19 protein-coding genes, 1 tRNA gene and 1 pseudogene are annotated in these 19,446 nt (G+C 67.5%); 13 read left to right on the forward strand and 8 right to left on the reverse strand.

Annotated elements, in window-relative coordinates; all coding sequences use genetic code 11:
- Nucleotides 1-73: 73 nt before the first annotated feature.
- Genes ATO4_RS13240 through ATO4_RS13250 form a run of 3 tightly spaced genes read left to right on the forward strand, consistent with a single transcriptional unit; the run spans nt 74 to nt 2,008 of the window.
- Nucleotides 74-397, forward strand: a complete 324-nt coding sequence (locus tag ATO4_RS13240; protein WP_139802425.1) for an HK97 family phage prohead protease — start codon at nt 74-76, stop codon at nt 395-397.
- 1 nt (nt 398) lies between these two features.
- Entirely contained in the window at nt 399-932 is a 534-nt protein-coding gene (locus ATO4_RS13245) for a hypothetical protein (protein WP_083592009.1), read from the forward strand.
- Nucleotides 932-2,008 carry a phage portal protein gene (locus ATO4_RS13250; RefSeq protein WP_083592010.1) on the forward strand — a complete coding sequence of 359 codons (1,077 nt, stop codon included), beginning with the start codon at nt 932-934 and terminating at the stop codon, nt 2,006-2,008. The genes ATO4_RS13245 and ATO4_RS13250 overlap by 1 nt, the downstream gene beginning before the upstream one ends.
- A gap of 1,004 nt (nt 2,009-3,012) precedes the next feature.
- Here ATO4_RS13250 and ATO4_RS13255 read toward each other — a convergent pair.
- Together ATO4_RS13255 and ATO4_RS13260 are read right to left on the reverse strand one after the other, a co-directional pair.
- Nucleotides 3,013-3,222, reverse strand: coding sequence for a DUF2158 domain-containing protein (locus tag ATO4_RS13255; protein WP_083592011.1), 210 nt, complete (start codon nt 3,220-3,222; stop codon nt 3,013-3,015).
- A 153-nt stretch (nt 3,223-3,375) separates the two neighbouring features.
- Nucleotides 3,376-3,450, reverse strand: a tRNA-Asn gene (locus tag ATO4_RS13260).
- 489 nt (nt 3,451-3,939) lie between these two features.
- Here ATO4_RS13260 and ATO4_RS13265 point away from each other — a divergent pair.
- The 6 genes from ATO4_RS13265 (at nt 3,940) to ATO4_RS13290 (ending at nt 10,409) form a co-directional block, all read left to right on the forward strand.
- Nucleotides 3,940-4,218, forward strand: a complete 279-nt coding sequence (locus ATO4_RS13265; protein ID WP_083592095.1) for a hypothetical protein — start codon at nt 3,940-3,942, stop codon at nt 4,216-4,218.
- Between the two features lie 242 nt (nt 4,219-4,460).
- Entirely contained in the window at nt 4,461-5,897 is a 1,437-nt protein-coding gene (locus tag ATO4_RS13270) for a UbiA family prenyltransferase (RefSeq protein ID WP_083592012.1), read from the forward strand.
- Between the two features lie 58 nt (nt 5,898-5,955).
- Nucleotides 5,956-7,374 (forward strand): FAD-binding oxidoreductase, encoded by a 1,419-nt coding sequence (locus ATO4_RS13275; RefSeq protein WP_245308739.1) that lies wholly within the window; start codon nt 5,956-5,958, stop codon nt 7,372-7,374.
- Nucleotides 7,375-7,468: 94 nt separating this feature from the next.
- Nucleotides 7,469-7,912, forward strand: a complete 444-nt coding sequence (locus ATO4_RS13280) for an EamA family transporter (RefSeq protein ID WP_083592096.1) — start codon at nt 7,469-7,471, stop codon at nt 7,910-7,912.
- 26 nt (nt 7,913-7,938) lie between these two features.
- On the forward strand, nt 7,939-8,952 hold the full coding sequence (locus ATO4_RS13285) for an NAD(P)-dependent oxidoreductase (protein ID WP_083592014.1): 1,014 nt from the start codon (nt 7,939-7,941) through the stop codon (nt 8,950-8,952).
- A gap of 11 nt (nt 8,953-8,963) precedes the next feature.
- Nucleotides 8,964-10,409, forward strand: coding sequence for an aspartate aminotransferase family protein (locus ATO4_RS13290; RefSeq protein WP_176222978.1), 1,446 nt, complete (start codon nt 8,964-8,966; stop codon nt 10,407-10,409).
- Between the two features lie 78 nt (nt 10,410-10,487).
- Here ATO4_RS13290 and ATO4_RS13295 read toward each other — a convergent pair whose 3' ends face one another.
- A complete protein-coding gene (locus tag ATO4_RS13295; protein ID WP_139802426.1) occupies nt 10,488-10,952 on the reverse strand; it encodes a MarR family transcriptional regulator in 465 nt (154 codons plus the stop codon).
- A gap of 192 nt (nt 10,953-11,144) precedes the next feature.
- Here ATO4_RS13295 and ATO4_RS13300 point away from each other — a divergent pair, with 192 nt between their 5' ends.
- The 3 genes and pseudogenes from ATO4_RS13300 to ATO4_RS13310 all read left to right on the forward strand — a co-directional run bounded on the left by ATO4_RS13300 (nt 11,145) and on the right by ATO4_RS13310 (nt 14,913).
- The gene (locus tag ATO4_RS13300) at nt 11,145-11,945 is read left to right on the forward strand and encodes a creatininase family protein (RefSeq protein WP_083592017.1); all 801 of its coding nucleotides are present in this window, start codon (nt 11,145-11,147) and stop codon (nt 11,943-11,945) included.
- 55 nt (nt 11,946-12,000) lie between these two features.
- Nucleotides 12,001-13,382: pseudogene (locus ATO4_RS13305) on the forward strand (8-oxoguanine deaminase).
- A gap of 289 nt (nt 13,383-13,671) precedes the next feature.
- On the forward strand, nt 13,672-14,913 hold the full coding sequence (locus ATO4_RS13310) for a GGDEF domain-containing protein (RefSeq protein WP_176222979.1): 1,242 nt from the start codon (nt 13,672-13,674) through the stop codon (nt 14,911-14,913).
- A gap of 94 nt (nt 14,914-15,007) precedes the next feature.
- Here the strand turns inward: ATO4_RS13310 and ATO4_RS13315 are convergent, their stop codons facing one another.
- From ATO4_RS13315 to ATO4_RS13330, 4 genes are all read right to left on the reverse strand, one after another.
- Nucleotides 15,008-16,066 carry a hypothetical protein gene (locus tag ATO4_RS13315; protein ID WP_083592019.1) on the reverse strand — a complete coding sequence of 353 codons (1,059 nt, stop codon included), beginning with the start codon at nt 16,064-16,066 and terminating at the stop codon, nt 15,008-15,010.
- A 388-nt stretch (nt 16,067-16,454) separates the two neighbouring features.
- On the reverse strand, nt 16,455-16,715 hold the full coding sequence (locus tag ATO4_RS13320) for a hypothetical protein (RefSeq protein WP_083592020.1): 261 nt from the start codon (nt 16,713-16,715) through the stop codon (nt 16,455-16,457).
- A 103-nt stretch (nt 16,716-16,818) separates the two neighbouring features.
- Nucleotides 16,819-17,295 (reverse strand): TIGR02301 family protein, encoded by a 477-nt coding sequence (locus ATO4_RS13325; protein ID WP_083592021.1) that lies wholly within the window; start codon nt 17,293-17,295, stop codon nt 16,819-16,821.
- 167 nt (nt 17,296-17,462) lie between these two features.
- The gene (locus tag ATO4_RS13330) at nt 17,463-17,906 is read right to left on the reverse strand and encodes an NUDIX domain-containing protein (protein WP_083592022.1); all 444 of its coding nucleotides are present in this window, start codon (nt 17,904-17,906) and stop codon (nt 17,463-17,465) included.
- 104 nt (nt 17,907-18,010) lie between these two features.
- Here ATO4_RS13330 and ATO4_RS13335 point away from each other — a divergent pair, with 104 nt between their 5' ends.
- A complete protein-coding gene (locus ATO4_RS13335; RefSeq protein WP_083592023.1) occupies nt 18,011-18,679 on the forward strand; it encodes an SOS response-associated peptidase in 669 nt (222 codons plus the stop codon).
- Between the two features lie 236 nt (nt 18,680-18,915).
- On the opposite strand, the gene ATO4_RS27120 is transcribed toward ATO4_RS13335, so the two are convergent.
- On the reverse strand, nt 18,916-19,284 hold the full coding sequence (locus ATO4_RS27120; protein WP_139802427.1) for a hypothetical protein: 369 nt from the start codon (nt 19,282-19,284) through the stop codon (nt 18,916-18,918).
- Nucleotides 19,285-19,446 lie beyond the last annotated feature (162 nt).

A 19,446-nucleotide genomic window follows, 5' to 3' on the forward strand; every position in this document is an offset into this window, starting at 1 on the left:
TCATTGCTGCTAGAAATCGCGGGTTCCAAGCGTTGGAGTCAAACCACTAGAGGCTCTTACGCTCGACGCCGAGATCGTCCCGGAGGTCGCCGAGACTTCCTATGCCAAGGATATGTTCGCGCTGATCGGCTCCGGCCTTGCTGTCGGTCTCTCGCCGGGTTTCCGCATTCCGCCACCGGCTGCGGTGCCACCGGAACAAGCCGAGATGATCGAGGAGGAAGATCCTCGCCTCGGCAGGGCGATCATTCGAACGATCCTCCAGGCCATTCTTTTCGAACTCTCGATCGTGACACGACCCGCCTATGACGAGGCGGGAGTCGAGGAACGGAACTGGCAGCCGACGCCGGAAATCGTCCCGGTCCGCAAGACTTTCCACCTCAATCGCTGGAGGCTCTGACGTGGCCGAAACCATCGAACAAGCCGAAGCTATTCCGGAGGGTTATCCACAGGCGCCGGCTGGGCTCTCAACCGCTGCGGCGGCGCTCGACCCGTCGATGATCTGGCAGCGGATCGAGGCTTATGTGGCGCATCGCTGGAGCGCTCGGGATGTCGTGTGGATCATTGAGGGGCCGGGTGGCTGGAAACCCCCGCTCACGCCCGCGACGATCGCCAGTGTCGAAATCTGGAACGGCGAGACATGGGAAACCGTGATGCTCTCGCCGTCGCCGCTCGGCGGCTATTGCTTGCCGGGCTGCGGCCCGTACCGCTTCACTGGCACGGCCGGCGGGGGTGACGTTCCTGCTGCCGTCTCCGAAGCCTTCCGACGCCTTGCTGAATACATGGCGTCGAAGCCCGGCAAGGCTGGTGCCACAACCGAAGGCATCACAGCCGGCTCAATCTCCCTCACGCATCGACGATCGGCGTCATGGCTCGCCGAGGCCATTCAAAACAGCGGAGCGGGCGACTTGCTCCGCACTTACCGGAGGGTGTGATGCTCGGATGGCTCTTCAAGCGCGACAAGCAGGAAACACGCTCGGCGGCATCCGGCTTTACCGCCGAAATCATGGCAGCGCGCGAGGCGTATGTTTCTGGTCGGCGCGGCATCGCCGAACTGACGGCAACGGCGCAAGCCTGCATATCGATGTGGGAAGGGGCCTTCGCCCTCGGCGATGTCTCGGGAACAGATATTCTTGACCGGGCCTCGCTTGCGCTCATTGGCCGATCTATGGCGCTTCGCGGCGAGATCGTCTTCCTGATCAACGATGCCGGATTGATCCCGTGCGCAGATTGGGATTTGCGGACACGCAACGGCAAGCCAACCGCCTATCGTCTTTCGGTCTCTGAAGCCGGCGGCGGGAGAAGCTTGACGGCTCTTGCCGGCGAGGTGCTTCACCTCCGCATCGGATGCGATCCGGTGGCACCCTATTACGGCACCGCGCCATTGAAGCGGGCGAGCCTGACGGCGGGGCTGTTGAACGCGATCGAGACCGCGCTCGCCGAGGTCTATGAAAACGCGCCGCTCGGCTCGCAAATCGTCCCGTTTCCGGAAAGCCAGGATACCGACCTCGAAAAGCTAGGCCGAGGTTTTCGCGGCCGGCGAGGTCGTGTCCTATTGCGCGAGAGCGTCAACGTCACCGCAGCCGGTGGCCCGGCTCCGGCGCAGGACTGGAGGCCGCAAGATGTGTCTCCCGACCTTTCCCGCTCGCTTGCCGGAGAAACGCTTCAGGCGAGCCGTGACGCAATTTGTAGCGCCTTCGGCGTGCTCCCGGCCCTCTTCACGGGAAATGCGCAGGGACCGCTTGTCAGGGAAGCGCAGCGGCATCTTGCGAGCTGGACGCTCCAGCCGATCGCGATGCTTCTCGCCGAGGAAGCCACGAACAAGCTCGGCAGCGCCGTCATGGTCGATCTCCTCCGGCCGGTGCAAGCCTTCGATGTCGGCGGGCGGGCTCGCGCGCTCTCGACCATCGTCGAGGCTCTGGCGAAGGCGAAGGAGGCGGGCTTGGCGCCCGGCGATCTTAACACGGCGCTGACCATGGTGAACTGGGGCGACAGCGACAAGGCGGCCTGATTATGCTGGCACGTGTCCCATGGACGCCGAAGCCGGCGAAGGTGAAGGCCGCACCGCGCCGACTGAAGCACGATCGGCAGCGTCTCATCACGGATCGAATCGCCGAGATCATGCGCGAGGCGGAGCCGACGCCCTTCTCAGTCGAGGGACCATGTCGGGCCGGTTTGCGCGCTCGCCTCTGTCTTCAGGGCTGGCCATGGAAAGAAGCGGACAAGGTCGCTGACGAGATCGTTCGGGGGGCGCTGAACATCGTCGGCGCGAAGCGGCCGACTTGGGAGCAAGGGCAACCGGAATGGACCCAGCCCGGAGCGTTGCCGGTGCCGCGCGAGAGGTGCGCCCGTTGCAATAGGCTACTTCCTGACGGGCATCGGCTTTGGTGTAGCGACGTTTGCGCCCGTGCGGCCAAGATGGACCGCCAACGGCAGCGATGGGACGAGGAATCCTACGCGGCGTGGAAGGCAAACAAAGCGGCCTGGGTCGCGCGGCAGCCGGATCGGCCGTGCGGGGCTTGCGGCCTGATGTTCAAGCCGAAGCGGACGGAACAGCGGTTCTGCCGATACGAATGCACCGTGATTGACCGAAGGGGCAGCAATGCGGCTCGACGATCTTCCTGACGAGGAATGCGCCTGGTGCGGCAATGAGTTCGACCCGAAATCGATCATTCAGAAGTATTGCTCGACAAAGTGCCGTCACCAATCAATCGCGGCCTTCGGGAAGCAGATCCGGCGCGAGGCACTGGCACGGCTCCAATGCCAGCACTGCGGCGAGTCGATACGGAACGCGAAGAAGGCTGACACGAAATATTGCTGCGTCCCATGCCGAACGGCGGCGCGCACTCTTCGGGTGAAAGGCCCCATAAGCGCCATTCGCTGCATCGACTGCGGCGGGCCGATACCGGGCGTCAGGCGCCGGGACTCGCTACGGTGTGCCGAATGCTTGCGGGAGGAGCATCGCCGCGCATCGCGAAGGTGGGCGCTGGATCGTCGACGGTACGATTGTGAAACCTAGACGACAAACAGACTGGGGCCACCGCCGTCATCTTTGGTCAGAACCGCAATAGGAAAGTTTGCGCGCCGCATATCATGCGATTTCTTATCTTCAAACCAGATGCAGGATGCGATCTTTTCAGATTCCTCGATTGATTCAATCGTCATTAAGGGACCCCCAGACTTTAGTCTGACAGTCTCACCCACCTGCAATTCGTGATTTGCCATTTCGACCCTCCTAACTGCAACGGCATCAATCTAAGGCCGAACATTGCCGCGCACAAACCCAAAGTAGGAGTGGGCTCGTTATGAACAAAAGTGTGATTGGAAAAGAGAAAGGGCTCAAAACTGTCATAGTTTCAAGCCCTTAACTCCTAAAACTGGCTCCCCGGGCCGGATTCGAACCAGCGACCGATCGATTAACAGTCGAGTGCTCTACCACTGAGCTACCGGGGAATGCGCTTCACCGCGCTGGCGAGGCCTATAGCAAAGCCCTTGCCCTTTTGCCAAGCACTTGTGAGCAAAAAACCGAATTCCCAGCGAATTGATCCCGTGAGGGCTGGAAACGCCGGCGGCCGCACCGGCGTTGCGATCGTGTGGCGGCTCTCCCATCTGCCGCTTCGAGCGCCGACGATCACGTGGAGACGACGAATGGCCCCGACCCCCGACGATGCCGGCCGCGCCGGCAAGGCGCCCTTCGGCGCAGCCGGCACCCCGAGCCGCCGCACCGCCGGGGACCGCGGCCCGGCGCCGGGCGCGCCGGCCATCGGGGCAAGGACGGGCGGGGCGAGGACGGACGGCGCCGGGACGGACGGAGCAGGGCCCGGCAACGCAGGGGCTGGCGAGGCGGGGCGGGCCGCGCATCCGGGCGACCGGAGCGAGCCGCGCGAAGCGCACGAGGACGGCGCCTTCTCCGAGGATGCCGATTCGGGCCGCCCGGCGAAGCTGAAGCTCTTCGGGCGGGAATTTCCGCTGCCCGGCTCGCGGCGCGGGCGGATCGTCCTCGGCGTCGCCATGATGGCCGGCGGCAGTCTCGGCTTTCTGCCGATCCTCGGCTTCTGGATGATTCCCGTCGGCCTCCTGGTCCTGTCGGTCGATTCGCCCCTGGTGCGCCGGCGGCGACGGCGCATGGAAGTGCGCTATGCCCGCTGGCGACGCTCGCGCCGGGGCAACGGCGACGGCAACGGCGACGGGGGAGCGGGGAGCGGCCGGACCCCGCCTTGACACCCGACCGACGGCGCTCTCGCCGTCGAGCCTTGCCTCGGGGCTTGCCGCCCGCCGCCGGCTTCTGCGCATCTGTCCGGCGAATCGACGCCTCGGCTTTCACCCTTCGTTTGCCAAGTCTTCCGATAGGTCAGGCCGCCGGCCGCCGATCGGATGGCTTGGCAACGGCCTCGAAACCGTAAGCGCCCAGAATGGCCCGGCGATGGGGGTAAAACCCGCCGGATCCTGTGGGAGACAGTTCGTTGGACGCCTGCGTAGGTCAGACAGACCGCCCGATCTTCGTCGATCTCGACGGGACGCTCATCCGGAGCGATCTGTTGTGGGAGACGCTCTTTCTCAACGCCCGCCAGTCGCCGGCCCGGCTCCTCGGCCTGCCCGGTTGGCTGGCGGCGGGCAAGGCGCGGCTGAAGGCGGAGCTCGCCACGGGCATCGATTTCGACCCGGCGCTCCTGCCCTATCGCGAGGAAGTGCTGGAAGCGCTGCGCGCGGCGCGGGCGAGCGGCCGGCGGATCGTGCTGGCGACCGGCGCCAACGAACGCCTGGCTCACGCCGTCGCCGATCATCTCGGGCTGTTCGACGAGGTGATGGCCTCCTGCGACGCCGTCAACCTCACCTCCGAGCGCAAGCTCAAGCGGATCACCGCCGGCTGCGGCGTCGACGGCTTCGACTATTTCGGCAATTCCCACGAGGACCTCTGCCTGCTCCAGGCCGCCGCCGAGGCGACCGTCGTCGCCCCCGACCGGGCAGCGCGGCGCTGGCAAGAGAGCAGCGGCGCGGAGCTGATCGAGGCGGGGGGAAGTCCGGTACGGGCCGCGCTGAAGGCGATGCGGCCGCATCAATGGGCCAAGAACATCCTCGTCTTCGTGCCCGTCGTCCTCACCCACGAGTTCTTCAACCTCTCGATGGTGGCCGCGGCGCTGATCGCCTTCTTCGCCTTCTCCTTTGCCGCCTCGGCCGTCTACATCCTCAACGATCTCGTCGACCTCACCGCCGATCGCAGGCACAAGACCAAGCGCAACCGCCCCTTCGCCAGCGGCAGGCTGCAGATCCCGGACGGCCTCAAGCTGGCGGGCGGACTGTTCGCCGCCTCGCTGCTGCTCGGGCTGATGCTGCCCTTGCCGTTCTTCGGCGTCCTGGCCGGCTATCTCGTCGCCACCACCGCCTATTCGATGTTCATCAAGCGGATGCTGCTGATCGACGTCCTGACGCTGGCCGGGCTCTACACCACCCGCATCATGGCCGGCGTCGCCGCGACCGACGTCTCGGTCTCCTTCTGGCTTCTGGCCTTCTCCCTGTTCTTCTTCCTGTCGCTGGCACTGGTGAAGCGCTACACCGAGCTGATGGATTTCGGCACCGGTGCCGAGCGTTCCAAGACCGGCCGCGGCTATGTCGACGCCGACCTCGAGACCCTCGCCCAGGCCGGCATGACGTCGGGCTTCGCCGCGGTGATGGTGCTGGCGCTCTACATCAACAGCCCCGAGGTCCTCACCCACTACAACATCCCCTGGCTGGTCTGGCCGCTCTGCCCGATCCTCCTCTACATCGTCGTGCGGATCTGGGTGCTCGCCCGCCGCGGCCAGATGCACGACGATCCCGTCGTCTTCATGCTGCAGGACTGGCGCAGCCAGCTGATGATCGCCATCGGCGGCGTGATGTTCCTCCTGGCCGCCTATGCGTGAGGCCAGGCCCCACCGCCACGACAGCTGGGGCCGGCTGAAGGCCACGGAGCGCCGCGCCATGCCGGCGACGGCCGCTGTCTGGCGCGCGCCTTCGGGCGGACCCGCGCTGCCGGAACGGCAGCCGGAGCCGGGCGGCTTCCTGCCCTACGGCAACGGTCGCTCCTATGGCGACAGCTGTCACAACGACGCCGGCGTCCTCCTCGACGGGCGCCACGGCATGACGCCGCAGATCACCGCCTTCGACCCGCGGACCGGCCGTCTCACCGCCGATGCCGGCGTCCTGTTCTCCGAGATCACCCGCCATGTCGCCGGCCACGGCTGGTTCCTGCCCGTCACCCCCGGCACCCAGTTCGTCACCCTCGGCGGGGCGATCGCCAACGACATCCACGGCAAGAACCACCACCGGCGCGGCACCTTCGGCCGCTGGGTCGAGGACATCGAGCTGGAGCGCTCCGACCGCGGCGTCCTGACCCTGACGCCCACCCAAAACGCCGAGCTCTTCGCCGCCACCATCTCCGGCATGGGGCTGACCGGGCTGATCCGCCGGGCGACGATCCGGCTGATGAAGGTCGACTCGCTCGCCATCGTCGAGACGACGACCCGCTTTGCCACGCTGTCCGACTATTTCGCCCTCGCCGAGGCGGCCGACGCCCGCCACGAATACGCCGTCGCCTGGATCGATTCGCTGGCCGGCGGCCGGAATTTCGGCCGCGGCCACCTCATCTGCGGCGATCATGCCGAAGCGGGCGACGACATCGGCGACAGGTCGGGCGAGGCTTCCGGCCAACTGGCGTCGGTTCCCTTCACCCCGCCGGTCAGTCCGCTGGCGGGCCCGTTCCTGAAGGCCTTCAACGAGGCCTATTTCCGCAAGGCGAAACGCGGCACCCACACCCGCACGGTTCCCTTCGCCGGCTTCTTCTATCCGCTCGACCGCATCGGCGCCTGGAACCGGCTCTATGGCCCGCGCGGGCTGCACCAGCATCAGAGCGTCGTGCCCGAAGCCGGCGCCGAGGCCGTCATCCGCGCCCTGCTCGAATGCGCGAAGGCTCATCGGCAGGGCTCCTTCCTGACGGTCCTGAAGCGCTTCGGCGACCTTCAGAGCCCCGGCCTCACCAGCTTTCCGCGCCCCGGCTACACGCTGACGCTGGACTTTCCCCATCGCGGCGATCAGACCCTGCAGCTTCTCGCCGAGCTCGACCGGATCACCCTTGCGGCCGGCGGCGCGGTCAATCCCTACAAGGACGCGCGCATGTCGCCCGAGACCTTTTCGGCCGGATTTCCCGGCTGGCGGCGGCTCGAGGCCCTGCGCGATCCGGCGATGATGTCGGACTTCTGGCGGCGGACGGCGATGCGCCTTCCCGCCGCTGCGGCCCCGGCGGTGTCGGGAATGTCGGCCGCACGGGATGGCGACAATTCGACCGGTTCCCTCGGCAGTTCCTTTACCATTGCCGAGACAATAGTTGCGGCGCGCCACTGAGCTGCGGCCGCCTTAACGCATCGCTGAAGTCCAGGCGCTATGACCTTCCGTCAGATCGAGCGCCTTGTCGACGAACGACGGAGAGATCAGGCCGATGACCAAATATATCCCCTTCATTCTCTTCACCGTGTTCACCAATGCGGCGGCGCAGGTGATGCTGAAATACGGCATGATGCAGCTCGGCGCCCTGAGCTTCGTCGGGGTCAACCCGATCCTGAAGATCCTGCAGATCGTGTTCAGCCCCTGGGTGTTCCTCGGCCTCTGCACCTTCGTGATCTCGATGGCCTCGCACCTCTACGTCCTGTCGAAGGTGGATCTCTCCTTCGCCTATCCGTTCCTGTCGCTGGCCTACGTCGCGGTGGCGATCTTCGCCTATTTCGTCTTCCGCGAGGAGGTCAACGCCATGCGCATCGTCGGCATCGCGCTGATCTGCGGCGGCACCTTCTTCATCGCCCAGAGCGGCGGGACGGGCCATGCCGATCCCGCGGTCGATGCCGTCGATGCGGTCACCAGCGACACCGCCACCCACAATTCCTGAACGCACCAAGCCTTAGAGGTTTCGTCATGAAACACGTGATCTTCGGCGGCGACGGCTTCGTCGGACGCCATCTCGCCAAGAAGCTCGTCGCCGACGGCGAAGAGGTCGTCGTCGCGGACATCGTCAAGAGCGACCTTGCGCACTACGCCGGCGCCCGCTTCGTCCATTGCGACGTCACCGACAAGGCGGCCGTCGCGGCGGTGCCGATGGCGCCCGAGGACATGGTCTACAACCTCTCGGCCAAGATGCTCTCGCCGATCCAGGTGCGGGCCAAGCGCCACGACTTCTTCTATCCGGTGAACTATTTCGGCACCGAGAACATCATCCACGCCATGGACAAGGCCGGCGCGCCGAACCTCGTCCACTTCACCACCGACATGATCTACGGCCACACGGTGACGACGCCGATGACCGAGGATCACCCGGTCGCCCCGCTCGGCGAATACGGTCAGTCGAAGCTCGACACCGAGATCCTGGCGGCCAAGTGGCGCCAGAAGGGCATGAACATCTCGCTGTTCCGCCCCCGCCTGATCATCGGCCCCGGCCGGCTCGGCATCCTGGAGAAGCTGTTCAAGCTGATCGACCACAACCTGCCGGTCCCGATGATCGGCTCGGGCAAGAACCCCTACCAGTTCATCTCGGTCTTCGACTGCGCCGAGGCCGCGCGCCTCGCCTGGAAGGCCGGCGTTCCGAACGAGGCCTACAATCTGGGTTCGCTCAACCCGCCGCCGGTCAAGAAGCTGCTCGGCGACCTGATCAGGCATGCCGGCTCGAAGTCGATCCTGGTGCCGACGCCCGGCTGGGCGGTGAAGCGGACGCTCGATCTCCTCGACGCCCTCAACATGCCGCTGATGGATCCCGAGCAGTATCTCATCGCCGACGAGGAATGCGTTCTCGACGTCTCCAAGGGCGGGCGCCAGCTCGGTTGGGTGCCGCAATATCGCGACGAGGACATGCTGATCGCCGCCTACAGCGAATATCGCAACACGCTCGCTTCGGGATCCGGCAAGGTCGCCCCGCACGCGCAGCCGGCTGAATGAAGGGAAAGACCATGCTCGATCGTCCCGTGACCACGTTTGAGGCCGCGAACCGCCGCGGCCCCGCCAAGCCTCAGCTCCTCTCCGTCGAGGATGCCAAGGCGATGCCCGTCGAGACCATGGCCGATCTGTTCAAGGAGCACATCAATCCCGGCCAGTTCCACTTCATGAAGCTGCTCGGCTTCCACAAGGTGAAGATCGAGCGCGCCGAGGGGATGTACTACACCGACCAGAACGGCCGGAAGATCCTCGACTTCTTCGGCGGCTTCGGCTCGCTCGCCCATGGCCACAACCATCCCCGCGTCATCGCCGCCCGCGAGCGCTTCCAGGACGAGAAGCGCCACGAGATCGCCATCGCCTTCCTGTCGCAATACGCCGCGGCGCTGGCCAAGAATCTGGCCGCCTGCTCGCCGGGCGAGCTCGACATGGTGTTTCTCGGCTCCACCGGGTCCGAAGCCATGGAAGCGGCGATCAAGGTCGCCGAGCGCGCCTCCGGCCGCAGGAACTGCAAGATCGTCCATGCCGAGAACTCCTTCCACGGCAAGTCCAAGGGCGTCCTCTCGATCACCGACTCGACCCTCTATCAGGGCGAGTTCAAGCTGGTCGACAACCGGGTGAAGGTGCCCTTCGGCGATCTCGAGGCCCTGAAGCGGGCGATCGAGAACGATTCGGACATCGGCGTCGTGGTGCTGGAGACGGTGCAGGGCGGCGGCGGCATCATCGGCGCGCCGACGTCCTACTGGCAGGGCGTGCGCGACCTCTGCGATCGCCACAACGTCCTCTGGGTCGCCGACGAGGTCCAGTGCGGCTATGGTCGCACCGGCAAGTTCTACGCCTTCGAGCATCACGGCGTGGTGCCGGACGTCACCGCGCTCGCCAAGTCGCTCGGCGCCGGCAAGGCCGCCGTCGGCGCGATGATCGCCAGGCGCAGCGTCTACATGAAGGCCTATGGCACGCCGAAGACGGCCATGATCCACGCCCAGGCGACCTTCGGCGGCATCGGCGAGGCCTGCGTCACCGCCATCGAGGGCCTGAACGTCCTCTATGACGAGGACCTGATCGGCAACTCCGCCGAGACCGGCGCCTATCTCCTGTCGCGGCTGAAGACGATCCAGGCGAAATACCCGACGCTGATCAAGGACGTGCGCGGCCAGGGGCTGATGATCGGCCTCGAATTCCACGACTTCTCGCGGACCCTGCCTTTGGCGCTGCGGCCGATGGTGGCGATGCTCGACGACAAGCTGAAGGGCTCGCTGTCGGGCTTCATCGGGGCGCTGCTGCTGCGTGACTACGACGTTCTCGTCGCCTTCACCGAATACAACCGCAACGTCATCCGCCTCGAGCCGCCGCTGATCTGCGGCGAGGAGCATGTCGACCAGTTCTGCGACGCTCTCGACGCCCTGCTCGGCCGCGGCATCGTCTCGATCGTCAAGGACTTCGTGAAGTCGCAGCTCGGCTGAGGCTTCGCCGCCCGCCGGACGCGTTCGAGCGGCTCGCGGTCCGCGGGTGATGATCGAAACGCCGGCAGGCGGGGCCGCTCACGGCGCCTCGCCTGCCGGCTGCTTGCCGTCGTCCTCCGCGAGATTGTCCTGGATGCGGATGAGATAGCGGCGGAAGGCCTTGCGCTCGCGGTCGGTGAAGCCGGCCAGCGCCCGGCGCTCCAGCGCCTTCTGCGCCCGCTGCACCTTCTCCACGAGGGCGGTGCCCTCCGCCGTCAGGAAGGCCCGGCTCTGGCGAAGGTCGGTCTCCGACAGGCGCTTTTCGACCAGTCCCTGCGCCACGAGCCGGTTGATCGTCTTGGTCACCGTCGGTGGCCGCACGGCGAGCTTTTCGGCCAGATCCCGCAGGGTGATGCCGTCGCTCTTGCCGATCGTCAGGAGGACGTTGTCCTGCCCGGGATAGATGTCGGCCGTTCCGAGCTGGTGCATCAGGGCGGTTCGGGCGCTTCGGGCGGCGAGGACCAGCTGACCGGTGACGGTTCCCTTCTTCTTCTTTCGGGCCATCATCTCTCTCGGTTGCCGGGACCGGCGGCAGAATGGGCGAGCCGCGAAGGTCTGTAAAGTTTGCAGAGCGTTCATGGAAAACGCGGCGCGAGGTATCATCGCGGCGCCTGCGGCGTTATGTGACGAGGGATTGCCGGAAGGCAACGGCTGCGTGTTCGCGCGGCCCCCGGAACCGGTTGAATTGGGCGAGACATGGCAGTTCGGCGTCGCTTCGAGGAGATGACCACCAGCGAGCTCGCGGCTTGCGGGCAGGAGCTGGCGGGCGCCGCCGCGGTGCTGCCGATCGCGGCGATCGAGCAGCACGGACCGCATCTGCCGCTCGGCACCGACGCCTATCTCGCCGATGCGATGGTCGAGGCGGTGATCGGCCGGCTCCCGGACGACCGGCCGGTGACGTTCCTGCCGACCCTGCGGATCGGCAAGTCGAACGAGCATGCGGGCTTTGCCGGCACGATCAGCCTCGGCTGGCAGACCATGACCGCGGCGCTGATCGAGATCGGCGAGAGCCTCGCCGATGCCGGCTTCCGGCGCCTCGTGATCGTCAACGCCCATGGCGGCAACTCCTCCGTCATGGACACCGCGGCGCTGGAGCTGCGCCAGCGGCGGGGGATGCTGGCCGCCACCTCGTCCTGGCTGCGCTTCGGCTATCCGGAGGGCCTGCTGCCCCGGCGCGAGATCGATCACGGCATCCATGGCGGCGCCGTCGAGACCGCGCTGATGCTGCATTTCCGTCCCGAGCTGGTGCGGCGCGACCAGATCGCGACGTTCGAGAGCCTGCAGGCGCGGCTTGCCGAGCGCCACACCCATCTGCGCGCCCATGGCCGGCTCGGCTTCGGCTGGATGGCGCGCGACCTCAACGAACAGGGTGTGGTCGGCGACGCCAGCCTCGCCACCGCCGCCATCGGCAAGGCCATCGCCGACCACCAGGCCGACGCCTTCGTGGCGTTCCTCGACGACGTGCTGGCGTTCGACCTCGCCGATCTGGCACGCTGACCGGGACGAGCCCGATCGACGAGGTGTCGGGCCATCCGAAAGAGGAGAACAGCCGATGTCCGCACAGGCAGGTCTCGGGGGCGAGGCGAGCCTCTCCCGCCCGCGCCGTCTCTGGCTGAAGAACCCGCAGGCGATCCTGGCGGACGGCGCCGATGGCGGCGTCGTCGTTGCGGCCGGGCGCATCGCCGAGCTGGTGCCGGCCGGCGCGTCGCCGACGGAGCCCGTCGACGAGACCTTCGACGCCTCCCGCCACGTCGTCCTGCCGGGGCTGATCAACACCCATCATCACTTCTACCAGACGCTCACCCGCGCCCATCCGGCGGCGATGGACAAGGAGCTGTTCCCCTGGCTCCAGAGCCTCTATCCGATCTGGGGGCGGCTCGATCCGGACAGTCTCAGGATCGCCGCCCGGCTGGCCCTGACCGAGCTTCTGATGTCCGGCTGCACCACGGCGGCCGATCATCACTACCTCTTCCCGCAAGGCCTCGACGACGCCATCGACATCGAGGTCGAGGAGGCGGCAAGGCTCGGGATCCGGGTGACGCTGACACGCGGCTCGATGGACCTGTCCCGGAAGGACGGCGGCCTGCCGCCGGACCACGTCGTCCAGGACGCCGACACGATCTTGTCCGACAGCGAGCGGCTGATCGCCCGCCACCACGACCGCTCCGAGGACGCGATGGTGCAGATCGCGCTCGCGCCCTGTTCGCCGTTTTCCGTCACCAAACGCCTGATGCGGGAGACTGCCGAACTGGCAGACACCCACGACTGCCGCCTGCACACCCATCTCGGCGAGACCGAGGACGAGAACCGCTTCTGCGAGGCGACCTTCGGCTGCCGGCCGCTCGACTATCTGGAGGAGGTCGGCTGGCTCGGGCCGCGCACATGGCTCGCCCATGGCATCCACTTCACCACCGAGGAATGCCGCAAGCTCGGCCGGCACAAGGTCGGCGTCTGTCACTGCCCCTCGTCAACGCCATCCTCGCGTCCGGCTTCTGCAAGGTCCGCGAGCTCGGCGAGGCGGGGGCTCCGGTCGGCCTCGGCGTCGACGGATCGGCCTCCAACGACGGCTCCAACATGATCGCGGAGCTGCGCAGCGCCCTGATGGTGCAGCGCCTGAACCTCGGCTCCGCCGCCGCCTTCACCGCCCGCGACGCGATCGCGCTCGCGACCACCGGCTCGGCGGCCTGCCTCGGCCGGCCGGAGCTCGGCCGCATCGCGGTCGGGGCGCAGGCCGACCTCGCCCTCTTCACCCTCGACGATCTGCGGTTCTCCGGCGCCCATGATCCGATCGCCGCGCTCGTCCTCTGCGGCGCGCAGGGCGCCGACCGCGTCATGGTCGCCGGTCGCTGGCGGGTCGAGGGCGGCCTGCCGCTCGGCGTCGATCTCGGCGCGCTGCGGCACGCGCACGGTAAGGCCGCCGCGCGTTTCGCCTGATCGCCTGCGGCGGATCGCCGCCGATCCGTCCGGCGCCCGGCAACGCTGCGGCCGATGCGCCGGCCTGCGATCTGCTCCCGAGGCTTCGAAGGCAGCTGCGCTGTAGCGGAAGTTTGCAGCCGGCCCCACATCCTCGAACTTCGTACGGCGTATATATTTATTCTTGCGAAGATAAAGTCTTGAGGCACTGTTTCGACATCATGCTTCCAAAGCATGGCCCATGATTCTCTCATTCGTAAGAGCTGATCCGCTATCCCTTAAGTATTGTGGCTCTGGATGCGGAAAATCGGTGTTTTGGCGGCGGCAGACATGTTGGAACTGGATTGACGCCGACGCGACGCAATCGACGCAGCGGCTGGGGCCGCTTCTCGGCTTTTCGCCCGACGTGGCGCGTCGCTACGAAATCGAATCCCGCGATGCCCGCGTCCGCCATCTGCGTGCCGCCATCCTCATGGGAGTGGTCAGCTACAACAGCTACGACGCCCTGACCTACATCACCATGCCCGACGTCGCGGGCGAGGCGGTGGTGCTGCGGCTCGTCGTGACGGCTCTGGCTGCGATCGTCTATCTGGCGTTGCCGAGGCTGTCGGCCATCAATCGGGAGAGCCTGATCCTCGGCGCGATGATCGCCGCCAGCGCCGTGCCTCTCTATCTCTTCTGGGCGACGCGGGCGGTGAACAGCCCGCTGAGCTTCGTCGACTTCCTGCTGACCATCGTCTTCGGCGTCGTCGTCCTGCAGGTGCGGTTTCCCGCCGCGATCGCCCTGACGGCCTTCTGCTGGATCTGCGGCGAGCTCGTCGTGACATTCCGGCCCGAGCTCTCCTACGAGATGCGGCTCGGGCTCTCCATGCAGCTCTTCCTGGCCACGGTCTTCCTCCTGCTCAGCAGCAGTCTGATGCAGAAGAGCCACCGCGAGGCCTATCTCGCCAATCTGCGCGAGACCACCCGATCGTCGGAACTGGAGATCGCGCGGCAGGGCTTCGCCGCCCTCTCGATGACCGACGCCTTGACCGGGCTCGGCAATCGCCGCTGCCTCGACGAGGTCCTGCCGGAGTGGCTGGCGCAGGCGCGGGCCGGACGGATGCGCTTCGCCTTCATCCTCGTCGATGTCGATTACTTCAAGGCCTACAACGACCGCTACGGGCATCTGGCGGGGGATGCCTGCCTGCGCGAGATCGGCGGCGCGCTGGCGGGTGCGGCACGGGAGGACCGGGACCTCGTCCTGCGCTATGGCGGGGAGGAATTCGCGATCCTGATGCGCGGCGTCGGGGAGAGGGTGGCGCTCGAGCGGGCGAACGATTTCCTGGCCGCCGTGGCAAGCCTGGCGATCGACCACGCCGCCCGCCCCGACAGGGTCGGGCGCGTCACGATCAGCGCCGGCCTGACCCATGTCGAGAAAGGCGTTGGCCGCAGCGTCGATGCCGTCATCGCCGAAGCCGACGCGGCCCTCTACCGGGCCAAGCGGGCGGGCCGGGCACGGATCATCGCGGCGCATCGCGTGTCGATGCCGGAACAGGCGGTCGTGACATGATCCGCCGTGCGGGTGGTCGGATCGGCTGGCCGGCAGGAAGCCCGCGTGGCGCCTGAGCGCCAATCCCTCGGGCCGGTCCGCTCGGCCGGCGGCATCAGTCGCCGGCGACGAAGAACTGCAGCTTGCCGTCGGGCGTGATGCCGACCCGATAGAAATTGTAGGCGCCGAAATCGATCATCGACTGGTAGTCGCCGGCCGTGACGATCCTGAAAAGCTCGACCAGCTGCGGCTTCGTCAGCCGGGACAGGTCGACCTGGGTGAAATAGGGCCAGACGAAGATCTCGTCGTCGCTGCCTGCCTCGACCCGCGCGTAGCCGGCGCTGAGGACGTCGATGAGGATCGCCAGGATCTCGATTCCCTCGCCGTCCCCGGAGGCCGACTTCAGGAACGCCACCGGATCCGCCGGCGGATCGCCGAAGCTGACGACCGTCGCATCCTCGCCGGTCTGGAACAGCGGCCGGATGGCCTCGATGTCGCCGGTCCGGGCCGCCTCGATCAGCTTTGTCCGCAGCTCGCGAACCGGTGCCGGCAGCGTCTGCTCGTCATGGCCGATTTCCGCCGCGAGCGGCTGGGCCGGAGCGGCGGGCGAAGCGGCGGAGTCCTCGCCGAACGCCCTGCCGACCCGCGAACCGGTGCCGTCGCGCGGCTCTCCCGCCGGGTCGGCCTGGTAGCGCGCCGGGCTGGACGCGGCGTCTTCCGGCCGTGGCGGGGCGCCGTCCGCCTCGCCGTTCGCCGGCCTCTGGACGCGGCTTTCGGTGGAGGTCTCGTCTTCCGGCGGGATCGGCACCTCGCCCTGGTCGGTGCCTTCCATCTCGTGGCGGTCGGCGGCACTCGCCGGCACGGCGCCGTTGCGGTGCCGGTCGGTGGGTTCGGGCGCGTCCTTCTTGGGAGAACCGGAGGGCTTGGCAAAACCGGGGGGAAGCTCGGGGCCGACGCGCTGGGTGCCGGGAAGCGGCGGCAGGGGGACTGCGATGATGCCGTCCTTGCTCGGCCCGACGCGGCCGTTTTCGCCCTCGAACTGGGAAAAGGCGAGGGCGTTGCCGACGAGGAGGAGCGACAGGCCGGCCGGAGCCGACCTCAGGATCTGGCGGAGGATCTGGCGCTGGATCTGACGGAGGAACTGACTGTGGCGCTGGCGCGTGGAACGGCACATCGATGCGGCTGCCTTTGCTGCTGCAAACGGATCGGCTCGGGCGGAGGGGCCCCTTCCAACCTGCCTTGCCGAATAAGGGTTCGAACCGGCGGCCCCGGTCCGACATCTGCGTGCCTCCGCGGGGAGGTCTCGACCCTGAAGTGCGACGAACACCGCCGCGGTCATCCTGTCGCCCCTCTCACCGGTCCCTGATGATCCGGCCGGTCCCTGATGATCTGGCGGGCCCTTGACGAACCCGCCGGGAGATCGGTCCCGCTTTGCCAGGTTCTGCCCTCATGTCGGGGTCGCCGGGTCGCCTGGCAAGGCGGCAGGGCCGATGCTGCCGCAGATTTTCAGCTCTGGCGCGACCAATGCGCCGGATCGCCCCCGATCCCCGGCGCGGCCTTGGCTACTGGATCGTCCGGTCGGCCCGGAACTCGCCGAATTCCAGGCGCTTGCGCAGGCCCTCCATCAGCGACAGCACGTCGTCCTCGCCGTGCAGCCGCACCAGCTCGGTCAGCGCCGTCGTGATCGCGGTCTCGGCGAGGATCTCGGCCTCGATGCCGTCGGACATCCCGTCCGCCCACGCCTCGTTGTGGTATTCGAGGGCCACCTGCTTCTTCTCCGCCTGGATCATCTCGTCCAGTTCGGCGCTCTGTAGATCAATCATGTGACCCCCTTAAAAATTTCGTCCCCGATTTCACCAGTCGTTAACAGCTAGCATGATCCCGGGCGCCCGATCGCGCGAATCCCCACCGATCGTTAATCAAGCGTTAACTCCCGTACCTTGAACCGATCTCCCGCGCCAGTGCGGCGCCTTCCTTCTGGTACCGATTGACGGCGATCGTGGCGGCGCTGGTGCAGCTGCGGTAGGTCGCCGCGAAGGTGCGGTAGCCATTGTTGAAGCTGGCGATCAGCTGCTTGCGATCCGCCTCGCCCGGCGACTGCGCCGCGATCAGCTCCTGCATCTTGTCGCGCCAGACGTCGGCCTGCGGATCGTCGCAGAGCTTGCGCAGGAAGTGCATCGAGCCGAGGATCATCGCCAGCCGGCCGAGCGGCGCCATGTAGGCCGCATCGCTCGGGCGCTCGGGCTGGGCGTCCTCCTCGCTCGTCCGTGGCTTCGTCCCGGCCGCATCGGTCCCGGCTGCATCGGTCTGGGACGACGTCTGCGCGACGGCCTTGCCGGACGGGGCGAGGCACAGGACGAGCAGGGCCGCGAAGGCGGCGAGGATGAACCGTGTCGCTTGCATGGAAAGAGAATTCACCGATCGTCAACCCTGTCGCAAGGGCGCCGGGCGAGGGGAGGGCTTTATTTACCGGTCTGGGGCATCGCCGCAACAGCCAGCCGGCCACGCGGTTAACGGCCGTTGCGGCGAAAGGACGCCGGACTGCCGGATGCCCCCGCCGCGCCGGCGAATCAGCCGCCTTCGCGATCGAGGCACCGTCTTTCGCGATCGAGGCACCCGGCGACGACGCGGCTCAGCCCGGCCGTCGTCTCGCCCGCCGCCTCGCGCCTCTCGATCTCGGCGAGGCCGACGGTTTCCAGCGCCTCGGCATCGTCGCCGGCGATCGGCGCCCGGTCGGCCGGAAGCCGGCCGGCATAGACCGCGATGACGGCGTGGCTTCCGTCCGCGATCGCTTCGTGCAAGGTGGCGAAGATGAGGTCGTCCGGGACCAGCCCCGTCTCCTCGAGAAGTTCGCGCCGCGCCGCCGCCTCCAGCGTCTCGCCATGCTCGACGCCGCCGCCCGGCAGGCTCCATAGTCCCCGGTAGGGGGCCTTGCCCCGCCGGGCGAGAAGCACGCCCGCCTCGCTCGACAGACAGATGGAGACACCCAGAAATGGCCTTTTGCGTTCGTCCATGGCGCTCTGCTCCTCTCCTGCCGACGGTCTCACTGCCAGCGTCCCTGCTGCCGACCCCCGCGCTGCGCAGGGCGATGCGGCGCTGCGCGACCGCGGGCTGATCCGTGGTCGGCCGCTTCGCCCTGACGGCTTCGCCCGATCATGTCGCGAGCCGCTTCGCCCTCGCCGCGATCGACGCCTTCCCGCCGCGGCCGCTGATCCTGCCGACGCAGCCGGTGATGGTGGTGCTGGCCGGCAGCGAGGGAAGGGCCGAGGCGTTCCGGCCCGGCCGCGCCGCGCTGCTGGTGCGCTGGGGCCTGATCCCCGGCTGGTTCCGCGGCGAGGAGCAGTTGCCGGCGCTGTTCAACGCGAGGGCCGAGACGGTGCACGACAACGCCGCCTTTCGCGGCGCGCTGCGCCATCGCCGCTGCCTGGTTCCGGCGAGCGCCATCTTTCGTCGCATCGAGCCGGCGCAGGACCGTGCGGCCGCGACACCGAAACGACGGCAGGCCGGCGGCGTCAGGCGGCTGACCATCGGCGAGGCGCCGGTCTTCGCCATAGCCGGGCTGATGGAGACCTATCTGGCGCCGGACGGCAGCGAGATCGACACGGCGGCGCTCCTGACCGCGCCGGCGCAAGAAGCCGACCGCGCCGTCGTCGACCGACTGCCGGTGGTGATCGCCCCGCAGGATTTCGATCGCTGGCTCGACTGCCGCGGATACGGGCCGGGCGATATCGCCGACCTCCTCGCCGCGCCGCCCCTGGCGGCGTTCACGCTGTCGGATATGGATTGAGCGCGGGCGGCTGCTATGCGGCGCGCGGTCATCCCGTCGCCGGCCTGATGCCCCAGACCTCATGTCCCAGACCTGATGCCCCAGACGTCACGGTCTGGCGTCACGCCCGACGAGACACCCCTCTCAACGACTGCGGCGCCCCGCCGTCATGGCGGGACGCCGCAGGTCTTCCGGCGCCCCACGAGAGGCTGCGCCGGACATGGCCGCGCCCGTCATCGGCGCCGCCCTGTCGGGTCTCACTCGGCGGCGATGAGCGTCTCGGTCGGACGCGCCTTGGCGGCGTTGGGCTTGCCCGCGCGCACGGCCTGGCTGGCGGCGGCGATGGCCGGAACGGCGATGTCGCGATAATTGCGCACGAGATCGATCTCGTTCTCGCGCTCGCGCCTGGAGCGGAATTGCAGATTGTCCTGGGTCATGTCGGTGCTCGCATCTGGATCTGATGGGGGAGTTCCATCGGTCAATTGCGCCAGTTTGAAGACGATGACTAACGCTTCCTGCACTTCGTCGCCGAAGACCGGCAAGGGATGGGGAGCGTGGCGATTGCGCGACAGCCAAGATCCTGAAAACGAGCACGAATTTTCGCCGATTCCGGCTGGCGTAGACATTTCGTCCGCGGCCGGTCTCCCGGACAATTACCATGTCGGCCCGACACGAATCGTGGGCGGCGCGCGCCGCGTCGATGACGGTTGCGTGACGAGCGTCGCCGGAGTGTCATCCGGCGATCGCGGCCGGCGGGCCGGCCCGGCCCCGGCACGCGGCAGCGACGG

It is taken from the genome of Aurantimonas sp. 22II-16-19i, from assembly GCF_002088275.1.
Lineage (GTDB): Bacteria > Pseudomonadota > Alphaproteobacteria > Rhizobiales > Rhizobiaceae > Jiella.

What these genes read in the sequence shown, in the direction of transcription:
- ATO4_RS13250 (WP_083592010.1), top strand. Translation starts at nt 932, where the DNA reads ATGCTCGGATGGCTCTTCAAGCGCGACAAGCAGGAAACACGCTCGGCG.
- ATO4_RS13255 (WP_083592011.1), bottom strand. Translation starts at nt 3,222, where the DNA reads ATGGCAAATCACGAATTGCAGGTGGGTGAGACTGTCAGACTAAAGTCT.
- ATO4_RS13275 (WP_245308739.1), top strand. Translation starts at nt 5,956, where the DNA reads ATGCCGGCGACGGCCGCTGTCTGGCGCGCGCCTTCGGGCGGACCCGCG.
- ATO4_RS13280 (WP_083592096.1), top strand. Translation starts at nt 7,469, where the DNA reads ATGACCAAATATATCCCCTTCATTCTCTTCACCGTGTTCACCAATGCG.
- ATO4_RS13285 (WP_083592014.1), top strand. Translation starts at nt 7,939, where the DNA reads ATGAAACACGTGATCTTCGGCGGCGACGGCTTCGTCGGACGCCATCTC.
- ATO4_RS13290 (WP_176222978.1), top strand. Translation starts at nt 8,964, where the DNA reads ATGCTCGATCGTCCCGTGACCACGTTTGAGGCCGCGAACCGCCGCGGC.
- ATO4_RS13295 (WP_139802426.1), bottom strand. Translation starts at nt 10,952, where the DNA reads ATGGCCCGAAAGAAGAAGAAGGGAACCGTCACCGGTCAGCTGGTCCTC.
- ATO4_RS13300 (WP_083592017.1), top strand. Translation starts at nt 11,145, where the DNA reads ATGGCAGTTCGGCGTCGCTTCGAGGAGATGACCACCAGCGAGCTCGCG.
- ATO4_RS13315 (WP_083592019.1), bottom strand. Translation starts at nt 16,066, where the DNA reads ATGTGCCGTTCCACGCGCCAGCGCCACAGTCAGTTCCTCCGTCAGATC.
- ATO4_RS13320 (WP_083592020.1), bottom strand. Translation starts at nt 16,715, where the DNA reads ATGATTGATCTACAGAGCGCCGAACTGGACGAGATGATCCAGGCGGAG.
- ATO4_RS13325 (WP_083592021.1), bottom strand. Translation starts at nt 17,295, where the DNA reads ATGCAAGCGACACGGTTCATCCTCGCCGCCTTCGCGGCCCTGCTCGTC.
- ATO4_RS13330 (WP_083592022.1), bottom strand. Translation starts at nt 17,906, where the DNA reads ATGGACGAACGCAAAAGGCCATTTCTGGGTGTCTCCATCTGTCTGTCG.
- ATO4_RS27120 (WP_139802427.1), bottom strand. Translation starts at nt 19,284, where the DNA reads ATGTCTACGCCAGCCGGAATCGGCGAAAATTCGTGCTCGTTTTCAGGA.